Genomic DNA, 18,201 nt, shown 5'->3' with positions numbered 1-18,201 from the left:
GCCAGGACGAAACACTCCTTGTGTTTCGGACAATCCTGGCCAAGACAGTTGTCACGGGTCGAGGTCACCATTCCCCACACCGTGGCGTTCTCCGGCACATCGGCGCAGTCCGCCTTATCACCGCTGCGGGTCTGTTTGGCAAAGCGCGCGATGCGCTGCGCGTAGGCCGAATCATCGCGCGACAGAAAACGGCCGTCCGCCAGCGAACGTTCGAGGTGATAGTGACAGAGGTAGTTGGCGCGCCCCTTGAGTAGTGCCACCTTGACCGGCGCCTTGAGCGCCTGGCGGATGGTCGGAATGTCGCGCGAGAAGAGCTGATCCTGCAGATTCCTGGTGCCGGTCGAAATGATCACCTTGCCACCCGACAGCAGCGCCGGCACCAGATAGGCATAGGTCTTGCCGGTTCCGGTTCCGGCTTCGGCGACCAGGACTCGATTGCCGGCCATCGCGGCGGCGATGCGCTCGGCAAGTTCGAGCTGCTGGGTGCGCAGGCGATAGCCGGGAACACCGGTGGCCAGCGGCCCATCGGCGGAGAAGACTTCGGAAAGCAAGGTGGTCATCCGCGGGTGGTCGGGAGAGCGCGAATGCTACCAGAAGCCGGCCCGGGCAGTGCTGCCCGGGCCGACTATTGGTTCGCCTCCCGCATCAAGTCGCGCAGGAAATGGGCGGGAATGGCGAAGCTGATGCCCGAGGGTTTGCTGAGGGTCGATTCCTTGCTCTCCTTGACGAAGACCATGTTGATGATCCCGACCACCTCGCCACGGCTGACCTCGTACAGGGGACCGCCGCTGTTGCCGGGATAGGCCGTCGCATCGAGTTGGTAGATATCGAAACTGCCACTCTTCAGGCGCTGGATGACCTTGGCGTTGAGCTCACGGGCGTTCGAGCCGGGCAGGACAATTGGCGTCACCGACGAGATGATGCCACGGTGCGTCACCGGCGACAGGCCGAGGACAGTACCGATCGGGAAACCGGTGAACGCGACCGACTGGCCCTCGCGCACCAGGCCGGTATCGTGCAGGGTCAGGGTGGGCAATGCCTGGCCGTCGACCCGCAAGAGGGCAAGATCGTGCAAGGCATCGACGGCAACGGACCTGGCCTCGCGTTGCTGCATCGCGGAACCAGCCGGACGCGCCAGGACCACCAGGCGTTCTCCTGCTGCCTCGTTGACCTTGTCGGGAATTACATGCGCATTGGTGGCAACGTGACGCCCGTCGCCAACGACGAAACCGGTACCACGCATGATGAATTTCGGGCTGCGGGTCAACTGATAGGTGCCGACGACGACGACCGAAGGCTTGACCTGCGCGATCACGTCGGGCAAATCCGCGCAGGCCGGTGCGCTGCACAGCAGGCACCCGGCAGACAACGCGGCGGCACGGAGGTGCCCCACTGCGCCCGCGGTCCACGCGACGCGCAGCTGCCCCCGGTGGTGGCCAGGAAGCCCGCCCACCGGACCGGTCACGGCGTGGAAAAGCGAAGACCAGAAGCTCATTCTATTCCCTTGACGATGGTGAGCTGGCCGGCAGACGCGCGACGCGCGGCCCCCGGGAAGAAGCCGTTCCAGCGCACGCTGGTGGTGGCCTGGGTAACTGCTTGCAGGCCGCTAGGCGCCGCCGGCCAAGCGAATGCGCGGCAACTCCGGAGAGGGCGTGGTGATGCTGGCGTCGTACGGATGGTCCTCGCGCTTGAACAGGCTGATGATCCGCTTCACGTAGCCGCGCGTCTCGGCGTAGGGGGGCACACCACGGTAACGGTTAACCGCGCCTTCACCCGCGTTATAGGCAGCCGCTACCAGACTGACATTGCCTTCGAAGTAGGCCAGCAACCAGCGCAAGTAGGCGAGACCACCGCGCACGTTCTGCTCCGGGTCAAAGGGCTTGGTGACGTTGAAGCGTGCAGAGGTATCGGGAATCAGTTGCATCAGGCCCTGCGCGTTCTTGTTTGACAGTGCCTGTGGATTGAAGTTGGATTCGGCCCGGATCACCGCCAGGGCCAGGCGCGGACTGACACCATATTCGGGGGCCAGCTGGTGAACCAGTCCGAAAACCATCTTCTGAGCCTCGGTGCTGGGCGTCAGGATGTCACGGCCATCGTCGGCCAGGACAGCGAGAACGGCCGGACGCATGCACTCGGGCACCTCCGCTCCCGGCTCACCAACAAAGCGTTGCATCTTTTGCGATTGAGCGTGCCCCTGCTTCGCCGCCAACTTGAAAAAGTACGCCGCTCGCGAATCATCACGCTCGACGCCGCGTCCATTGGCATACATCCAGCCGAGGTTGAACTGCGCCTCCGGATCGCCGAGCCGGGCGCCGTCACAATAAAGCTTCGCTGCCCGCACCGGATCCTTGGGCACGCCTTCGCCGTGCTCATGGATCAGCGCCTCTCGGCGGATCGCCAGCAGACGTTCAGCGTCCACATCAAGGGGCTTCTCTCCACCGGCAACGGCGCCAAAGACCGGCGCCGCGAGACTCAGCAATCCGCAAAGCACCAGCGCGCCACGGCGTACGAGCAACGGACAGCGAAAGCAGGCGGCGTTCATCAGCACACCTTCTCGGCCACAGTAAATCGGGAGACATACCACGGCATGGCCGCGAGCACGCCGGCTTCGAGTCCGTAGCCGGGCAGATAGCCGAGCAAACGCCGGGCTTTGCGGATGTCGGCCTGCGAATGTCGCACGTCGCCCGGGCGAAACTCGCCGTGCACCGCTTGCATCTGGCGGACCTGAGGACGAATTTCCGACAGTGCGTCGCGCAGGATCTCGAACAGCCGGTTGAGTGACGTCCGGTCATCCACCGCGACGTTGTAGACCTGATTGATGGCGGCCGGATCAGCCGTCGTGGCGGCCAGAAGATTGGCCTGTACCGCATTGTCCACGAAACAGAAATCGCGGCTGGTTTCACCATCACCGTTGATCGTCACCAGGTCACCGAGCAACATCGCCCGCGTCCAGCGGGGAATCACCGCAGCGTAGGCGCCCTCCGGATCCTGCCGGGCACCGAAGACATTGAAATAGCGCAGGCCGATTGACGGAAAGTCGTAACAGCGGGCGAACACCTCGGCGTAGAGCTCATTGACCAGTTTGGTCACCGCATACGGCGACAGTGGTCGCCCGATACGGTCTTCGACCTTGGGCAGCGCCTGGTGATCGCCATAGGTCGAACTCGATGCGGCATAGACGAAGCGCTTGACGCCAGCATCGCGGGCCGCCACCAGCATGTTGAGAAAGCCATCCACGTTGGCGGCGTTGGTCGCTACCGGGTCGGCCAGCGAGCGCGGCACCGAACCCAGCGCCGCCTGATGCAAGACGAAATCGACATCACGGCAAGCATCGCGGCAGGCGTCGAGATCCCGAATATCGGCCTCGATGAAACGATGGCGCAGCCACTGCTCGCCGGTCACCAGCGATCGCACCTCGTCGACATTCCGACGATGCCCGGTCGACAGGTTGTCCAGGCCAATCACCTGCTGACCGAGCCCGAGCAGAGCCTCGACCAGGTGCGAGCCGATGAAGCCAGCGCTTCCGGTTACCAGCCAGCGCGCCGGCTCGGCCCGCAAGCGCTGGCCCAGTGCCGCAAACGGAGTCCCGGTATCGGACCTCAGAGTCGCCACACGGTTACCCCTTGCGCAGCCAGCTGAGCCGCATTGAACATGCTCTTGACGTCGGCAAGGACTCCCCCCTTCTGCAGCTTGCCGGCCAGATCAGCCAGCGGCCGCTCCTTGAACTGGCGGTGCGCAACGGCGGCAACGATTGCCGCTGCCGGTGGCAGCTGTTCCCACGCCGTCAGTTCGACACCGTACTCGTGGCGCGCCTCGTCGGCATCGGCAACCGGCTCATGGACCAGCACCTGCGCGCCATACGACTCGAGCTCACGAATTACGTCGATGACATGAGAGTTACGCAAGTCCGGGCAATCTTCCTTGAAGGTCAAGCCGAGCACAATGATCGGCGCACCCTTGACCTGCCAGCCATTGCGAATCATGTGCTTGACCGTCTGCTCGGCGATGAACTTGCCCATGCCGTCATTGATTCGGCGTCCGGCGTTGATCACCTGCGGGTGATACCCCAGCATCTCGGCCTTGTGCGTCAGGTAGTACGGGTCGACGCCGATGCAATGGCCACCTACCAGGCCAGGACGAAACGGCAGGAAGTTCCACTTGCTGCCGGCCGCCTCCAGCACCTCGAGCGTGTCAATACCGATGCGGTTGAAAATGATTGCCAGCTCGTTCATCAAGGCAATATTGAGATCGCGCTGGGTGTTCTCGATGACTTTCGCGGCCTCGGCCACCTTGATGCTCGACGCCGGATAGACACCGGCCGTGATTACCTCGGCATAGACCTGGCTCACCCGCTCGAGGGTTTCCGGCGTGTCACCGGAAACCACCTTGACGATCTTGGTCAGCGTCCGCTCCTTGTCGCCGGGATTGATCCGTTCGGGCGAATAGCCGACAAAAAAGTCCCGCTTCCATTTCATTCCCGAGTGTTTCTCGATGATCGGAATGCAGATCTCCTCGGTGGCACCCGGGTAGACCGTCGACTCGAATACCACCGTCGCGCCCCGCTTGAGATGCTTGCCGACCGCTTCCGAGGAACCGATCAGCGGTCCGAAATCCGGCTGGTGCGCCTGATCGACAGGCGTCGGGACGGCCACGATCAGGAAATCGGCCTCTGCCAGGGCCGCCGGGTCGGTGCCCACCTCGAGATGAACAGCGGCCTGGAGATCGGCGCTGCTCACTTCGCCCGTTGGGTCGACGTGCTGCCGATAATGCGCAATCTTGCTCGCCGACAAATCGTAACCGATGGTCCGACGCTTCTTGCCAAACTCGACAGCGAGGGGCAGGCCAACGTAACCCAAACCCACTACAGCCACAATAGTCATTTACTTTCCGTCCTCTCTATGCGATTTGGTGGTCAACCCGAGCTGCATCTACAGCCCTTTGAGCAGCGCCGCGACTTCCGCCTGCGCCGGGAACTTGTCGCCAAGCTTGGCGAGTTGATCCAGTTCGGCCCTGGCTTCGCTCTTCTGTCCCGCCTTGATCAGCGCCTTGGCATAATTGAGGCGAATCTGCGATGCCTGCGGTGTCAGGCCCAGAGCCTTCTTGAGCAGCTCCAGCCCACGTGCCGTGTTGCCCTTGTCAACCAGCATGACACCGAGCGTGTCCATCACCGCAGGCTGATCCGGTGCCAGTTTGTTCGCCTTCTCCGCATACTCGATGGCCTTTGGATCCTTGAGTTGTCCCGCAACCCACGCCAGATTGTTGAGCACCGCCGCGTTGTCCGGTTGAGCATCGATCAGAATGCGATAGTGCTTGGCCGCGGCGGCATAGTCCTTGCGCGCGGTAGCCACCTCGGCCACATAGAGGCGGAAGCGGGCATCCTTGGGGTGATCCTTGAGCCAGGTCTCGGCGAACTTGTCTGCCTCGGCCGTGCTGCCAGCCGAAACCAGAACGACATTCAGCCTGACCGCCAGTTCGCTCGTCCCGGGAACCGCCTTGAGGCCATTGCGGAAAGCAGTTGCGGCATCAGCCCACGCCTTCGTTGCCGCGTAAGCGTCGCCCTCGAAAATGTAGCCAATGCTCTCCTTCGGTCTCTGCTTCTGCACCGCCCGAGCCATGGCAACCGCCTCCTGCGGTCGACCGGCGTCCAGTTCCAGCATGATGATCCCGCGCTGCGCCTCCAGCGAGTCGGCCTTGACCTTGAGCGCCTTCTGCAGGTTCTGTAGCGCGCCTTCCTTGTTCTTCGCCGCCACCTCGATCTCGGCCATGCGCAGATACGGCAGGGGAAGGTCGGGCTTGAGGGCGGCCAGCTTGCCGTAGGTGGCCAGCGCCTGGTTCAACTCCCCGGCAACCTGCTGGGCACGCCCGGCAGCATCGAGGATGGCCGGATGATCGGGCAGCACGGCGATGGCATTCTGGGCAGCCGACAGAGCGCTCTTGGGCTCGTTCTTGCCCAGATACAACCCGATCAGCGCCAGACGTGGCGCTGGGGCGGTGGGATCTGCAGTCATCGCCGCGTTGATCAGGCTGACAACCTCTTCCGTCGTGCCGCCAGCCTTGGCACGCAACTGGGCTAGCGCCAGAAGTGCCTGCACGTTTTTCGGGTCCTTGGCCAGAACTGCCTCGAAGCGTTTCCTGGCCTGTTCCGGATTTTTGTCGACCAGGTCGAGATTGGCCAGATTGGCCGCCGCCGGGTAGTAGGCCGGATTCAAGGCGACGGCCTTCTCAAAACTCTTCCGGGCGCCGGCGACATCCCGCTTGCCGAGCAGCGCTGTACCACGCAGGTTGTGCGTCAGGGGGTTGTCCGGTTGCTTCTTCTCCATTACGGCGACCGCCTTCAGCGCCTGATCGAACTCCCGACGCTGAAGGTACGCAGCGATCAGAGCGAGGTCCGCCCGGTTACCGGTATCAGTTGCGGCAACCTCCTGCAGATCGTGAAAGGCCATATCGGTATCACCCTTGGCAAGATTCACCAACGCCAGCGACGTCCGCTTTCCGGTGTTCTTGGGGTCGAGGGCTGCCGACTTCGCGAAATAGGTACCGCCCTTCTCGATATCTCCATTCTGCAGGAAGACCTGGCCGGCCAACGCCAACATGTTTGAATCCTTGTCGATCTGGTCGAGCACCGGTTCCAGAATGCTTAGCGCCTTGCCCGGCTGACCGGTACGCAGATAACTGGCGATCAGAGCGCGTCGGGTGAGGCCAAGCGGAGGCGTCTTGGGAAGCGCCTTGAGCAGGTAGGCTTCGGCCTGCGGGTAGGCCTTCAGCTCGTACTCGATCAGTCCGGCCAGTTGCAGTCCGAGGGGGTACTCCGGTGCAACCTTGAGTACCTCGAGGCTGGCCTCCTTCGCCGCCGCGAAATCTTTCTGCTGATAGGCAAGCAAGGCACGGAAGTAATTGGTCTGCGGATGACCGGGAGCGATCTTCTTCATCGCGTCGACCTGCTTGGTTGCCTCATCGATCTTGCCCTCTGCGAGCAGGAGCCTGAGGACCGCTGCGTGGGCGGGAAGATGGGCCGGCTGTAGTTCCAGCGCCTTCCGATAGGCGAGCATCGCTCCCGCAGCATCACCTTGGGCAGACATCAGGTCACCCTTGAGCTGCCAGGCCTCGTAGAGCGTTGGCGACGTTGCCAAGGCTGAATCGAGCAACGCCACCGCCCCGGGCAGATCGTTCTGGCTTGCCTTGACCCGCGCCTGACCCATCAACGCCACGGGATAGCCGGGTACGGCCACCAAAGCCTTCGCAAAAGCCGCCTCAGCCAGATCCCGCTTGCCCTGCATCATGTAGGCCAGACCCACTGACGACTGCAGATCGGCGATCGCCGCCGGCGCGGTCAGCTCGGCTTTGGCCAGGTCGTCGGTCACTTTCTGGATCTGACCGAGCGCCAGCATGGTTTGCGCCAGCAGCGGGGTTACCTGATCGGCCGCGAAGTTCAAGCTCTGCGCCTTGCGCAGCTCGACTTCGGCGCCCGTCGCATCGCCGGCGTCCAGCAGAGCGCGACCGAGCAAAAAGCGCGCTTCGCCAAGATCGGGTTTCTGCTGTAAAACGTTCTTCAACTGGATGGTGGCTGCCTTGTGGTCGCGCTTGGCCAGGTATTCCTTGGCCGATACCAGCATGGCTTCCGGGCTCTCCCCGCCACAGCCCACCAGGAGCAGGGTGGCCAGCAAACCCGAGATGGTGGCCTTGCGCAGCCGGCGCATTGAGTTACGAGTAATCATCAGTATCCCCAAGAAGTGGCAAAAATTGTCCGAGAAAAAGCTACTTCAGTCCAAATCGATGCATCAGATCGTACAGCGTCGGGCGGCTGACGCCAATCAATTCAGCGGCTCGAACCACGTTTCCGTCGGCGCGCGCCAGGGCGGTAATGATGACGCGCCTTTCCGCGTCATCACGGGCATGACGCAGGTCCAACGGCGCGTCATCCTGTAGCCCGGCGCCGGCCAAACCGATGTCATCAGCGGTCAGTTGATTGCTATCGGCCATGATCACCGCCCGTTTGATGCAGTTCTCAAGCTCGCGCACGTTGCCAGGCCACGGGTGCATTTCGATCGCCCGGACGGCATCTTCGCGCATGGTCATCGCGCCGCGATTCTGTTCCGCCGCGAAGCGCCGGACAAACGCGTGTGCCAGCAGCGCGGAATCTCCCGAGCGCGCGCGCAGTGGAGGGATGTTGACGACAATTTCTGCCAGTCGATAGTACAAATCCTCACGGAAACGCCCCTCCGAAATCAGCGATTTGAGATTCTGGTGGGTCGCACAGACGATCCGCACGTTGACCGGGATCTCCTGTCGCCCGCCAATTCGTTCCACGACGCGTTCCTGTAGAAACCGCAGCAACTTGGCCTGCAACGCATGCGGCAAGTCGCCGATCTCGTCGAGCATGAAGGTGCCGTTGTGAGCGCTTTCGATCTTGCCCGGCGTCGTGCGTGCAGCGCCGGTAAATGCACCTTTCTCGTAACCGAAGAGCTCGCTTTCCAGCAGACTTTCCGGAATCGCCGCGCAGTTGATGGCCACAAATCGCTCATTCCTCCGTGACGACGACTCATGCACCGCACGCGCCAGAAGTTCCTTGCCGGTCCCGCTTTCACCAAGCAGCAATACCGTCGCATCGGTGACGGCAACGCGTTCGATCGTGCGGCAGACGCGCAACAACTCGGGGTCGCGAGTCAGCAGGCCAGACAGGACGTCCGGCTGCTGCATCGATTGCAGTCGCTTGTTCTCCTGTTGCAGCTCGTTGAGGCGGTAAGCGCGCTCTATGGTCAGGCCCAGCATCTCGATCTCGAACGGCTTGGCGAAAAAGTCGTAGGCGCCAAGGGCAATCGCGCGCAGCGCGTTGGCCCGATCATTCTGACCGGTGAGGACAATGATCTTGGTGTCCGGCGCCAGCGTCAGCATCTCTTCAAGCAACTTGAAACCTTCCGAGACCGAATCGGCATCGGGCGGCAAGCCGAGATCCATCGTCACCACCGGTGGCTGGTGGCGGCGGACCTGCGCCAGCGCACCCTCACGATCCTCTGCGGTCAGCGTATCGTACTGGTCGAAAGCCCAGCGGATTTGTTTCTGAAGTGCTCGATCATCCTCAACGATCAGCAGATGGGGCAACTTCTCGGAACTCATTCCGCTTCCTTTGGTAGATTTTCGGCGTCGATTCCCGAGCCTGTGTCGGACAATGGCAGCGAGAGTTCTACCTTTGTCCCGACATCGACCGCGCTATCGACGGACAGCTTGCCACCCAGCTCGTGCACGTACTGAAAGCTTTCGTAGGCGCCAATTCCCATTCCCGTCGGCTTGGTCGTCTGAAAGGGCTTGAACAATCGCTCACGGACGAATTCGGGGCTCATCCCGTGTCCGGAATCGCCAACCTCGACCAGCGCATTGTTCCCCTGCCGGGCAAGCCTGAGCCACACCCGTCCCCCCTTCTCGGTGGCCTCCAGGGCATTCTGTACGAGATGGCCGATCACCCGCTCGATCCGGTCTTCGTGCCCGCGCGCGACCACCTTCTCCTCGATCGTCAACTCCACTTCCCGGCCCTGGCCTGACTTGGCGGTCTGGATCCGCCGTACCACATCGGCCAGATCGATACCCCGCGGACCGTCAAGTGGCGTCGCTCCCTCGCGGAGTTGCAGCATCAGCTGTCGCATCCGCTCGACCGAGTTTTCGACCGTCATCAGCATGTCGGTCTGGAACTCGGGATTATCCCGATGCCGTTCGGCGTTCTTCAGCATCAGCGACAGCTGGGCAACGATGTTCTTCAGGTCATGGACGACGAAGGCCGACATGCGGTTGAAGGAATCGAACTTCCGGCTTTCGAGCAGCGCTTCACTGGCCTGCATCTGACCGAGAAAGGCTCCGGCTTGCCGGGCGGCTGTTTTCAGGAGATCGTTCACCTCCCAGTTCACATCGATCCTCGCCCGCGCGGTCGCCAGCACAACGAAGGCGATCAGGTTGTTGCCGGTCGTCAGCGGCACCACCAGCCAGGCATTCGGCACCTCGACCAGCCACGGCGGGAGAGCCAGCCCATCATAGCGCCGCGGTAGCGAGCGATACTCTTCGAGGTTAATCACCCAGCCGCTGTCCAGCAGGAAGGTGCACAGCGGGCTCCCCTGGTCTTCTGTCGCCGACGACACGGGCATATTCCAGCACGCTGCCTGGGCAAAGAAACGTCCGGAAGGATCCGTCAGCCACAGCGCACCACCCGGGCTTTCGACCATGTCCGCCAGGCCACGCACGACATGACGCCCCATCCCGGAGAAGCCATCCTGTGCGGCAAGCGTCTGCGTAAAGCGCAGCCACTCCTCGCGGTAATCGTAGCGATAACTGAAGAAATGCTTGCCAACCATCACGCGCACGCGGGCGCGCATCGAACCCGAGAAAGTCAACGCGACGAGCACCAGCATGGCGGCAAAGAGCAGCGCGAGTTGCAGGGCCCGCCCCCACTCACCGCCGAACAAGCGAACGTAATAGCCGGCAGAAGCCATGAACAGGAGATACACACCGACGATGAGCAGCGTCGCGGACTGCACGGCGGCACGCTGCGACATTACCAGCCGGCGTTTCCAGTCATGGCTGCGGATGGCCGACAAACCGACCAACGGCAAGCCCACCGCGTGCGCAAAACCGCGGATACTGAACGCGTCTGCGTCGACGCGATTGAACAGCAAGGCGTCCGAGAAGAGATACAGATCGAACAGGAAGGTCCCGCCAAGCCCCAGACACAGTGGCTTGATGCTCCAGCGAAAATCCGGCGACACGTTGCGGAACAGTTGTTCGATCAGCACCAGACCGAATACGCTCATCGCCAGAGACGCGAACAAGGCCGCACGCTGCGGAGAAACCGGAAAATCGGCACCGGAAACAACCATCCCCTGCGCGCCAAAACCAACGATAACGAGCAGCAATGCAATAGCGCTCAACCAGCCAAGACGCTCTTTCGAAAGCCCGCCTTCAGACGCTTCCGGCTTCATCAGGATGAGCAGGAAGAGGTACCAACCGCCAAAGCGCAACGCATCGGCCAGCAAACTGGCGGCGAAGAATACACCCTGGCCGGTAAGTACGAAGGCCAGCCCGAGCATGCCCCAGAGTGCGCACAGGAAAACGGCCAGGAACATCGCGCGGCTGCGACCACCGGCGCGCCAACCAGAAGCCAGATAGAGAGCCAGCAAGGCGGCCAGCACGCCGGCCAGACCGTAGCTCCAGGTAGAAACCACTATCATCTTGCTGTCCATCACGGTCTGCAGCCCTCCCGAATCCACACTTGCCCGCAGCTGGCATCTGTCGTTGACAGTCTCACTGGGCACCCTTGCCGGTCAATACAACGCCGATGGTCTGGAAAAGAATCACGATATCGAGAAACAGGCTGTGGTTCTTGACGTAGTACAAATCGTACTGAAGTTTCTGGATCGAATCGTCGACCGTTGAGCCGTAGTGATAACTCACCTGCGCCCAGCCGGTCACCCCTGGCTTGACACTGTGGCGAACGGCGTAGAACGGAATGTCGCGGGTCAAGTGATCGACAAAATACGGCCGCTCCGGACGTGGCCCGACCAGGCTCATATCGCCGGTCAGCACACTGTACAGCTGCGGCAACTCGTCAATGCGCAGCTTGCGGATGATGCGCCCGACACGTGTCACGCGATCATCGTTGACCGTCGCCCAGCGCGGCTTGCCATCGCTTTCGGCGTCCCGACGCATGCTGCGAAACTTGATGACGTTGAACAGGCGGCCGTCAAGCCCAACCCGCTCTTGCCGATAGAAGATCGAAAAACCGTCCTCCAGAGCAATCAGAATGCCCGTGAGCAGCATCACCGGCAGGGAAAGCAGCAGCAGGAACGCGGCAGCGACGATATCGAACACGCGCTTGACGCTCGCCCGCCCCCAGCTTTGTCGAAAACCGTCGCCAAAGATCAACCAGCTGACGCGCAGCGAATCAATACGGATTTGCCCGAGCGCGCGTTCGAAATAGCTGGCCAGGTCCAGCACCTTGACGCCCGACAGCTTGCAGTCCAGGAGTTCGCGCAAGGGCAGCGCGCCGCCACGACGCTCGCGGACGGCAACGATGATTTCGTTCACCTTCAGCGAATGTGCGGTATCCGAGAGCGACATGCCGCGCGACAGCACAACCTGCGCCGGAACGACGATGTCGGCATCAGTGGGGCTGGGGTAGAAACCGACGATCTGAATATGCGGATCCGAGCTGCGGAGAACGCGGCCAACGCTTTCCGCCTCCTCGCCGGCACCAAAAACCAGTACCCGGTGACCCCGCAGCGGACCGGAGCGACTGTGGGCGGAATAAACGCGATGGGCCAGGGTGGCAAAGAGAGCTGACAGGCCGGACAACAAGAGGAAACCCCGATCGACCTCGGCCACGGCAAGTAGGGAAAAAACCACATAGGCCAGTGGAATCGCCAGGTAGAGCGACAACACGGCGCGCGCACGTGTTTCCGCCTGGGTGCGATTGTGAACCCGCTGATAGATACCCAGCAAGGCGTTGAAGACGATCGTCATCAGCGCGAAGATCACCGCGTAGAAAGCAACCTTCTCGAGGACGAACTGGCCCCCGCGCCCAATCCACACCGCGACGAGAATCACACAGACCACCGGGAACATCAGGTCGATGAGCACCTGTGTAACGGTCGTGCGATAAAACCAATGATTGAAGACCTTGATCACGATGGGCCCCTTGCTGGCACAAACCTGAAAACTTCTCGTTGATAACGGAATCTCTGTGAGCGAACTTGAAAACAAGAGCGCTAAGCAGTTCCCACGAAACGCAGGCTATCAGCGCGAAGAAATGACGACCGTGACCAAATGCACAGGGAGGGGGCGATACCTTTGAGGCGAACAAGGCGGCGCGCGACAACATTCGCGGAACCGCTTGAAGAAAAGCTTGTAAGCATTTGATAAATCATTGATTTCTATTTTTTTCCGGCCTAGACATGCCGTTATTGTATTGAACGCCGCACTTGTCAGGGCACTCGAGGGGGGGGAGAAAGCGGCGCTCCTGAAGCATCTTCGTGAGGTTTCGCATCCAGGAACAGGGCTAAGCATAGCAGCAAGAAGAACAGGTAAGCAGACCGCGGCATGTCCAGCAGGCTGGAAAACACGCCAACCACCAGGCAAGCCGCCAACGACGCCAGTAGATAAGGCGCCAGTTCGTGGGCGCGCCCACGCCCGCCAAGCAGATTGGCAAACGCCATGGCCAGCAGCACGACGAGCAACAGCAAGCCGATCGCTCCCTGGTCGATCAGCATTTCGAGAAACAGATTATCGATATGCCAGGGCACGAAGTAATGACGGCCAGCAAAGAACCAATGCGCCAGTCCGTCGGAAAAGTCCCCGTTGTGCAGCAGTTCGCGCCCCTGCGCATCGACGATGCTCAAGTTGTCGACATCGATGAAATGCGCTGGTCCATCGAGCCGCAAGGCGAGAAAGGCGAGCCCGGGCAACCGCCACGAGCTGGAATACACCTCCTGGGCAGTCAGCGACAGGGAGAAACGGCGCCACTGTTGATCCCCTTGATGCACCACCACCGCCGTGTGTCCGCAAGGCACAGCATAGAGGAGATGCTGCGGGCAGACGCGGATGCCAAGCGCCGCCGGCTGCGACGCGCGCCAGTCCATGCTCACCTGATAACTCCCTTCGACAATCGACGGCAGCCGCTGCAACAGCTCGAACGCTCCGCGCAGGTGTTTCTCGCGCCGACTGCCGAAGATGCGCAGGTAATCCCCCTCGCCCTCGTCGTCGATGACGCGCAAGCTGCCCGGTAACTCGCGCCCCGGCACCGCTTGCGAGTAGTTGGCCGGGAAGCGTCCCAGCCCTCTGCCAAGCAGCCACTCCGACGGTCCGCGCAGCAGGCTCAAGCCCTCACTCCAGTGCTGTAGACGACCGCCGAGGTCCCGTTCACTGGCCGACAGCCGCCGGCCCATGAAGTCTCCCAATGCCAGCACGGCGACCACCTCGACAATCAGCGCGAGGACCAGCAGGCGGTTACCCCACACGCGCCAAGCCTCCAGTGGCCCGGGCGCGGGGAACGACGGGTCGGCTGCAGGCGACGACCGCCGTTGCCAACGCCACCGCCGCGACATCAGGTAGGCGAGGACGACCAGAGCCCCCCCCACCCCGAGGTAGACACCCCGCGAGAAGCTGGTCAGACATGCGTAGCCGGCGATTACGGCCAATGCGGCGGCGAGTAGCCAGCGCAACGGGCCCGGCGCGCGCGCCACCGCATGGACGACAAACGGAATGGTCAGAGCGAGAAAGCCGTCCAGTGCCGCACCACCCACGTGCATCTCCCAGAACAGCGCCGTCGTGCGATAGGGGGTCGACAAATCGAGCAATCCCGGATACGCGGCGCGCTCACAGACGATGGCCAGCGACACCAGCCCGAGCCCCGTCGCCAGGCCGCCGGCGAGGCGCGCAACGGCCAGCGCTGGCGCGTTCTGCAGCAAGCAACGCAACGACGGCAAGAGCAGCATGGCGAAGAGAAAGCTCTTGCCGGTACGCAGGCTGTTCAAGGGGTCTGCGTAGGCCTGGAACCAGCCGAGCTCGACGCCGCCGGCGTCAAGCAAGCCCCGCGCCAATGCCAGCGCGTAGGACAGGCTCAGCAGACCCAGTCCGATAGCGGCCAGCCGAAAGCCTCCTCTCCTCCTGAAGCCGTCGTCCCGGGTGCCCATCGCGCTCAAAGACAGCGTCAAGTGTGCCGGTTCGGGCAGCTTGCCAGGCTGCTCGGCGACGGCTACCGTTCGACCACGGCACCACGGAGACGCGAACGCCGTGCGTGCGTAGCATCCCGCCACCGCGCCGAGCACCAACAGGTCGAACTCCTCGACGCCAATCCAACCGGTCCACGGTGAAAACCCGGCGACGGGCAGCAGCGCCGGGAGCACGAACAGCCAGCTATCGGGGCGCAGGTAGACGGTGATCGACCAGGCGACGAGCGTACCGGCCAGCATCATCGGCGACAGCGGATGATGCAGCGCCAGGACGACTCCCAGCACCGCCGCGAGCGCCGCCAGCGCAGCGTGCAGCCACTTCACCGCAAGCCTCCGCCAGCGTCGCCGGCGACGAAGCGACCATCATCCCTTACCACTATCGGCGATGTTGCGTTCTCCGTGGTGGTCAGTCCTCTTCGCGGGCTATGCGCAGGGCTTCGCGCAACACACCGAGATCACCGATGTGATTGGCCAGAAGAAGAATCAGCCGCGCGTTGAGCCGTGCACTCTGCTCGTCGGAAAGCTCGCGGTGTGCATCGAGCAGCGCTTCGTAGAAGTCGTCGCCGGGGGAGAAGGCTCGCAAGTAGCGCTTGCCCGGCTCGCCAAAATTCGCTTCGGTAATCAGGGTCCCCATACGGGCGCGTCCTTTCAGTTCTTGCCGGTGGCGCGCGCCAGCGCGACACGAACCGCTTCGACGTCGACGCTGCGCCAGCGCGCGCTGACATGCTGGTCTGGCCGGAAGAGGTACACGGTACCCGGCCTGGCGTCGTAACGTTCCGCGTAGCGGCCTCGGCAATCCTCGACAACCCGCCAGCCCGCCGGCTGCTGCTCACCCTGACTCCGCACCAGCAGTACCGCCTCGACCGGAACCGGGCCATCGGCCAGCTCCCTGAGTGCGGCCAGCGTCTGCGCATCGACCGCCGCCGGATCATCGACCGAACAGAGCAGCATGAAGCGGTTGCCGACCAGATCGAGCAGCCAGCCGTCACGGCCGGCCTCTCGGACTGGCGCGTCGTCCATCGGTGAACCGGGAGACATCTCGCCGCTGAAAGCGTCGCTATCGGGCGTATTCAGCGAGGAGTCCGATAGCAAGGTCGGCACCGACAGGCGACCGGAGTTGACCAGCGTGCGGGCGAAGGGGTATTTGCGCGCCAGGGTCAGAACGGCGTTGCGAAAGTCCAACGACGCCTTGCTTTTGGGCGTGATGAAGTCGGTCGATCGCGTTGAATTCATCAAATTCTCGTCGGCCGCAAACTCGCGCTCCTCGGCGTAGCTGTCGAGCAGCGCGTCGGGCGCCTTGCCGTCGACCACCAGCTTGAGCTTCCAGACCAGGTTATCGGCGTCCTGAATCCCCGAGTTGGCCCCACGCGCGCCGAAAGGGCTGACCTGGTGCGCCGCGTCGCCGACGAACAGAACCCGCCGATGCCGGAAATCGTGCATGCGCCGGCATTGAAAGGTGTAAACACTGACCCATTCGAGTTCGAATGGCCGATCTTCGCCAAGCATCGCCCTGATCCGCGGGATGACCTTCTCCGGCTTCTTCTCCTCTTCGGGATCGGCCTGCCAGCCGAGCTGGAAGTCGATACGCCAAACGTTGTCGGCCTGGCGGTGCAACAACACCGACTGCCCAGGATGGAAAGGCGGGTCGAACCAGAACCAGCGCTCGGCGGGAAAACCGGCCTTCATCACCACATCGGTGATGAGAAAGCGGTCCATGAACACCTTGCCCTCGACCTCGAGATGCAGCATTCCGCGAATGCTGCTACGCGCGCCGTCGGCGACAATCAGCCAGTCACACTCGAGCGCGTAGACGCCATCCGGCGTTTCGACCCGCAAGCTGACGCCATCATCCTTCTGCTGCACCGCGACGACGCGGTTCTTCCAGCGCAGGTCGATGGCCGGAAGCTCCGCGACGCGTGCGACGAGGAATTCCTCAAGATAGTACTGTTGCAGGTTGATCATTCCCGGACGCTGGTGGTCGGGCTGGGACAGGAGCTGGAAGTTGTAGACCTCGGCCTCGCGCAGGAAGGTGCGGCCGACGTTCCAGCTGACGCCCTTGGCGACACAGCGATCGCCGACGCCCAGGCGGTCAAGCACTTCGAGCGTCCGTTTGGCGTAGCAGATGCCGCGCGAGCCGACCGAAACGCTGTCGTCATCGTCAAGCAAGAGCACCGGCGTCCCCTGTTGCGCCAGATCAATCGCTGTTGCCAAACCGACCGGGCCGGCACCGACAACGATCACCGGGTGCCGGTGCAGCGGGCCGCCTTGCAGCTCGGGCGGCGGCGAATAGTCGAATTTCGGGTGGGTGTACGCGCTCAGCACGACGCACGCTCCCGCTCGCGGCTCACTCGCTCTTTGCTCGGGGGGATCAGTCGGCGGCCTGCAAGCCGTGCCACATTTCCTGGTCGCGCGCCGCCGTCCAGATACGCGGATGGCGAATGCCGCTGGCCTCGTCCATCGCCCGCACGACATCGAAGGGCAGGCAGTGCTCGTAGATGAAAACCTGCGCGAACTTCGGGTCCATGGCCCGACGGGTGTGGGCCATCGCCTGCTTGAGGTTCATGCCGGCGGCTACCGCCTGCCTGGCACAGGCGAACAGGGTAGTGACGAAGTCGCTGGTGTAATCGAGACCTCTGGCCACCTCGGCCGGGCTGGTCAGCGCCGGGCCCCGCCCCGGCAACAGCTTTTCAGCAGCGAAAGCGCGGAGCGTCGCCAGCGTCGTCGGCCACTCCTCAAGTTGGGCGTCGCCGGTGTAGCACGCGGCGTCGCACTCGACCAGATCGCCGGAAAACAGCACTTTCTCGGCCGGCACCCAGACCACCGTGTCACCACGGGTATGGCCAGCTCCGGGATGCATCACCTGGACTTCCAGCCCGCCCATCCACAGCGTCATCGCCTCCTTGAACACCAGCGTCGGCCAGGTCAACCCGGGGATCGACTCGAAAGCCTGGAACAGGCGAGGAAAGCGCTCGTACTCCGACTGCATGTCCTGCGCACCACGCTCGGCGATCATCTCGTAGGTACCCTGGCTGGCGATAATCTCCTGCAGGCCCTCCGCCCGGTAGGCCGAGGCACCGAGCACGCGCACCGCGTGATAGTGCGACAGCACGACGTACTTGATCGGCTTGTCGGTCAGCCGACGAATCTCGGCGATCAGGCGGCCAGCCATCACCGGCGTCGCCAGGGTATCGACGATCAGCACGCTGTCGTCGCTTATGATCACACCGGTATTCGGATCGCCTTCGGCGGTGTAACCCCAGCAATGCTCGGAAAGCTGGACGAAAGTCGTTTTCTTCTCTTCAAGATCGGCGACCGATGCAAATTGCTTGTTCATACGCTGCTCCAAAAATGCCGAAAGTGTCAGTTTCACCTGCCGCGACCTTTCAGCCCGGCGAGGATCCCGCCGCGGCGGAGGGCTTTCCTCAGCGCAGTCAAATCGATTCTGTCTTTCGCGCCAGCGTCTGTCAATCGAGCGCAAAGCCCACCAACGTCA

General features: G+C 62.6%; 13 protein-coding genes. All 13 read right to left on the bottom strand.

Going from position 1 to position 18,201, the window contains the following annotated elements; translation table 11 throughout:
• Positions 1-560 (bottom strand): ATP-dependent DNA helicase (locus tag RUW20_RS02260; protein WP_409559286.1); only part of this gene is annotated, 560 nt, incomplete at its 3' end.
• 65 nt (positions 561-625) lie between these two features.
• Positions 626-1,315, bottom strand: a complete 690-nt coding sequence (locus RUW20_RS02255) for a serine protease (RefSeq protein WP_313950573.1) — start codon at positions 1,313-1,315, stop codon at positions 626-628.
• Positions 1,316-1,606: 291 nt separating this feature from the next.
• Complete coding sequence (locus tag RUW20_RS02250) at positions 1,607-2,542, bottom strand: transglycosylase SLT domain-containing protein (RefSeq protein WP_313950572.1); 936 nt, start codon at positions 2,540-2,542, stop codon at positions 1,607-1,609.
• The gene (locus RUW20_RS02245) at positions 2,542-3,612 is read right to left on the bottom strand and encodes an SDR family oxidoreductase (protein WP_313950571.1); all 1,071 of its coding nucleotides are present in this window, start codon (positions 3,610-3,612) and stop codon (positions 2,542-2,544) included. Before RUW20_RS02245 ends, RUW20_RS02250 begins: the two co-directional genes overlap by 1 nt.
• Positions 3,600-4,880 carry a nucleotide sugar dehydrogenase gene (locus RUW20_RS02240; RefSeq protein WP_313950570.1) on the bottom strand — a complete coding sequence of 427 codons (1,281 nt, stop codon included), beginning with the start codon at positions 4,878-4,880 and terminating at the stop codon, positions 3,600-3,602. The genes RUW20_RS02245 and RUW20_RS02240 overlap by 13 nt, the downstream gene beginning before the upstream one ends.
• A gap of 48 nt (positions 4,881-4,928) precedes the next feature.
• Entirely contained in the window at positions 4,929-7,715 is a 2,787-nt protein-coding gene (gene prsT / locus RUW20_RS02235; RefSeq protein ID WP_313950569.1) for an XrtA/PEP-CTERM system TPR-repeat protein PrsT, read from the bottom strand.
• 40 nt (positions 7,716-7,755) lie between these two features.
• Entirely contained in the window at positions 7,756-9,114 is a 1,359-nt protein-coding gene (gene prsR, locus RUW20_RS02230) for a PEP-CTERM-box response regulator transcription factor (protein WP_313950568.1), read from the bottom strand.
• Positions 9,111-11,222: an XrtA/PEP-CTERM system histidine kinase PrsK gene (gene prsK, locus RUW20_RS02225; protein WP_313950567.1), complete on the bottom strand. Its 2,112-nt coding sequence runs from the start codon at positions 11,220-11,222 to the stop codon at positions 9,111-9,113. Before prsK ends, prsR begins: the two co-directional genes overlap by 4 nt.
• Before the next feature lie 61 nt (positions 11,223-11,283).
• Entirely contained in the window at positions 11,284-12,666 is a 1,383-nt protein-coding gene (locus RUW20_RS02220; RefSeq protein WP_313950566.1) for a TIGR03013 family XrtA/PEP-CTERM system glycosyltransferase, read from the bottom strand.
• 296 nt (positions 12,667-12,962) lie between these two features.
• Positions 12,963-15,032 carry an O-antigen ligase family protein gene (locus RUW20_RS02215; RefSeq protein WP_313950565.1) on the bottom strand — a complete coding sequence of 690 codons (2,070 nt, stop codon included), beginning with the start codon at positions 15,030-15,032 and terminating at the stop codon, positions 12,963-12,965.
• Positions 15,033-15,114: 82 nt separating this feature from the next.
• Positions 15,115-15,342, bottom strand: coding sequence for a DUF2783 domain-containing protein (locus RUW20_RS02210; RefSeq protein ID WP_313950564.1), 228 nt, complete (start codon positions 15,340-15,342; stop codon positions 15,115-15,117).
• A gap of 14 nt (positions 15,343-15,356) precedes the next feature.
• Positions 15,357-17,030: an FAD-dependent oxidoreductase gene (locus RUW20_RS02205; RefSeq protein ID WP_313950563.1), complete on the bottom strand. Its 1,674-nt coding sequence runs from the start codon at positions 17,028-17,030 to the stop codon at positions 15,357-15,359.
• Between the two features lie 46 nt (positions 17,031-17,076).
• Positions 17,077-18,042, bottom strand: a complete 966-nt coding sequence (locus RUW20_RS02200) for an MBL fold metallo-hydrolase (protein WP_313950562.1) — start codon at positions 18,040-18,042, stop codon at positions 17,077-17,079.
• Between the last annotated feature and the right edge of the window lie 159 nt (positions 18,043-18,201).

It is taken from the genome of Accumulibacter sp. (assembly GCF_032229525.1).
Classification (GTDB): Bacteria; Pseudomonadota; Gammaproteobacteria; order Burkholderiales; family Rhodocyclaceae; genus Accumulibacter.
The sequence above is the reverse complement of the archived record's forward strand: the minus strand, read 5'-3'. Positions and strand labels throughout refer to the sequence as shown.

Bases quoted from the DNA above. Each gene is read 5' to 3' on its own strand.
- RUW20_RS02250 (WP_313950572.1), bottom strand. From the start codon at position 2,542: ATGAACGCCGCCTGCTTTCGCTGTCCGTTGCTCGTACGCCGTGGCGCG.
- RUW20_RS02240 (WP_313950570.1), bottom strand. From the start codon at position 4,880: ATGACTATTGTGGCTGTAGTGGGTTTGGGTTACGTTGGCCTGCCCCTC.
- prsT (WP_313950569.1), bottom strand. From the start codon at position 7,715: ATGATTACTCGTAACTCAATGCGCCGGCTGCGCAAGGCCACCATCTCG.
- prsR (WP_313950568.1), bottom strand. From the start codon at position 9,114: ATGAGTTCCGAGAAGTTGCCCCATCTGCTGATCGTTGAGGATGATCGA.
- prsK (WP_313950567.1), bottom strand. From the start codon at position 11,222: ATGGACAGCAAGATGATAGTGGTTTCTACCTGGAGCTACGGTCTGGCC.
- RUW20_RS02210 (WP_313950564.1), bottom strand. From the start codon at position 15,342: ATGGGGACCCTGATTACCGAAGCGAATTTTGGCGAGCCGGGCAAGCGC.
- RUW20_RS02200 (WP_313950562.1), bottom strand. From the start codon at position 18,042: ATGAACAAGCAATTTGCATCGGTCGCCGATCTTGAAGAGAAGAAAACG.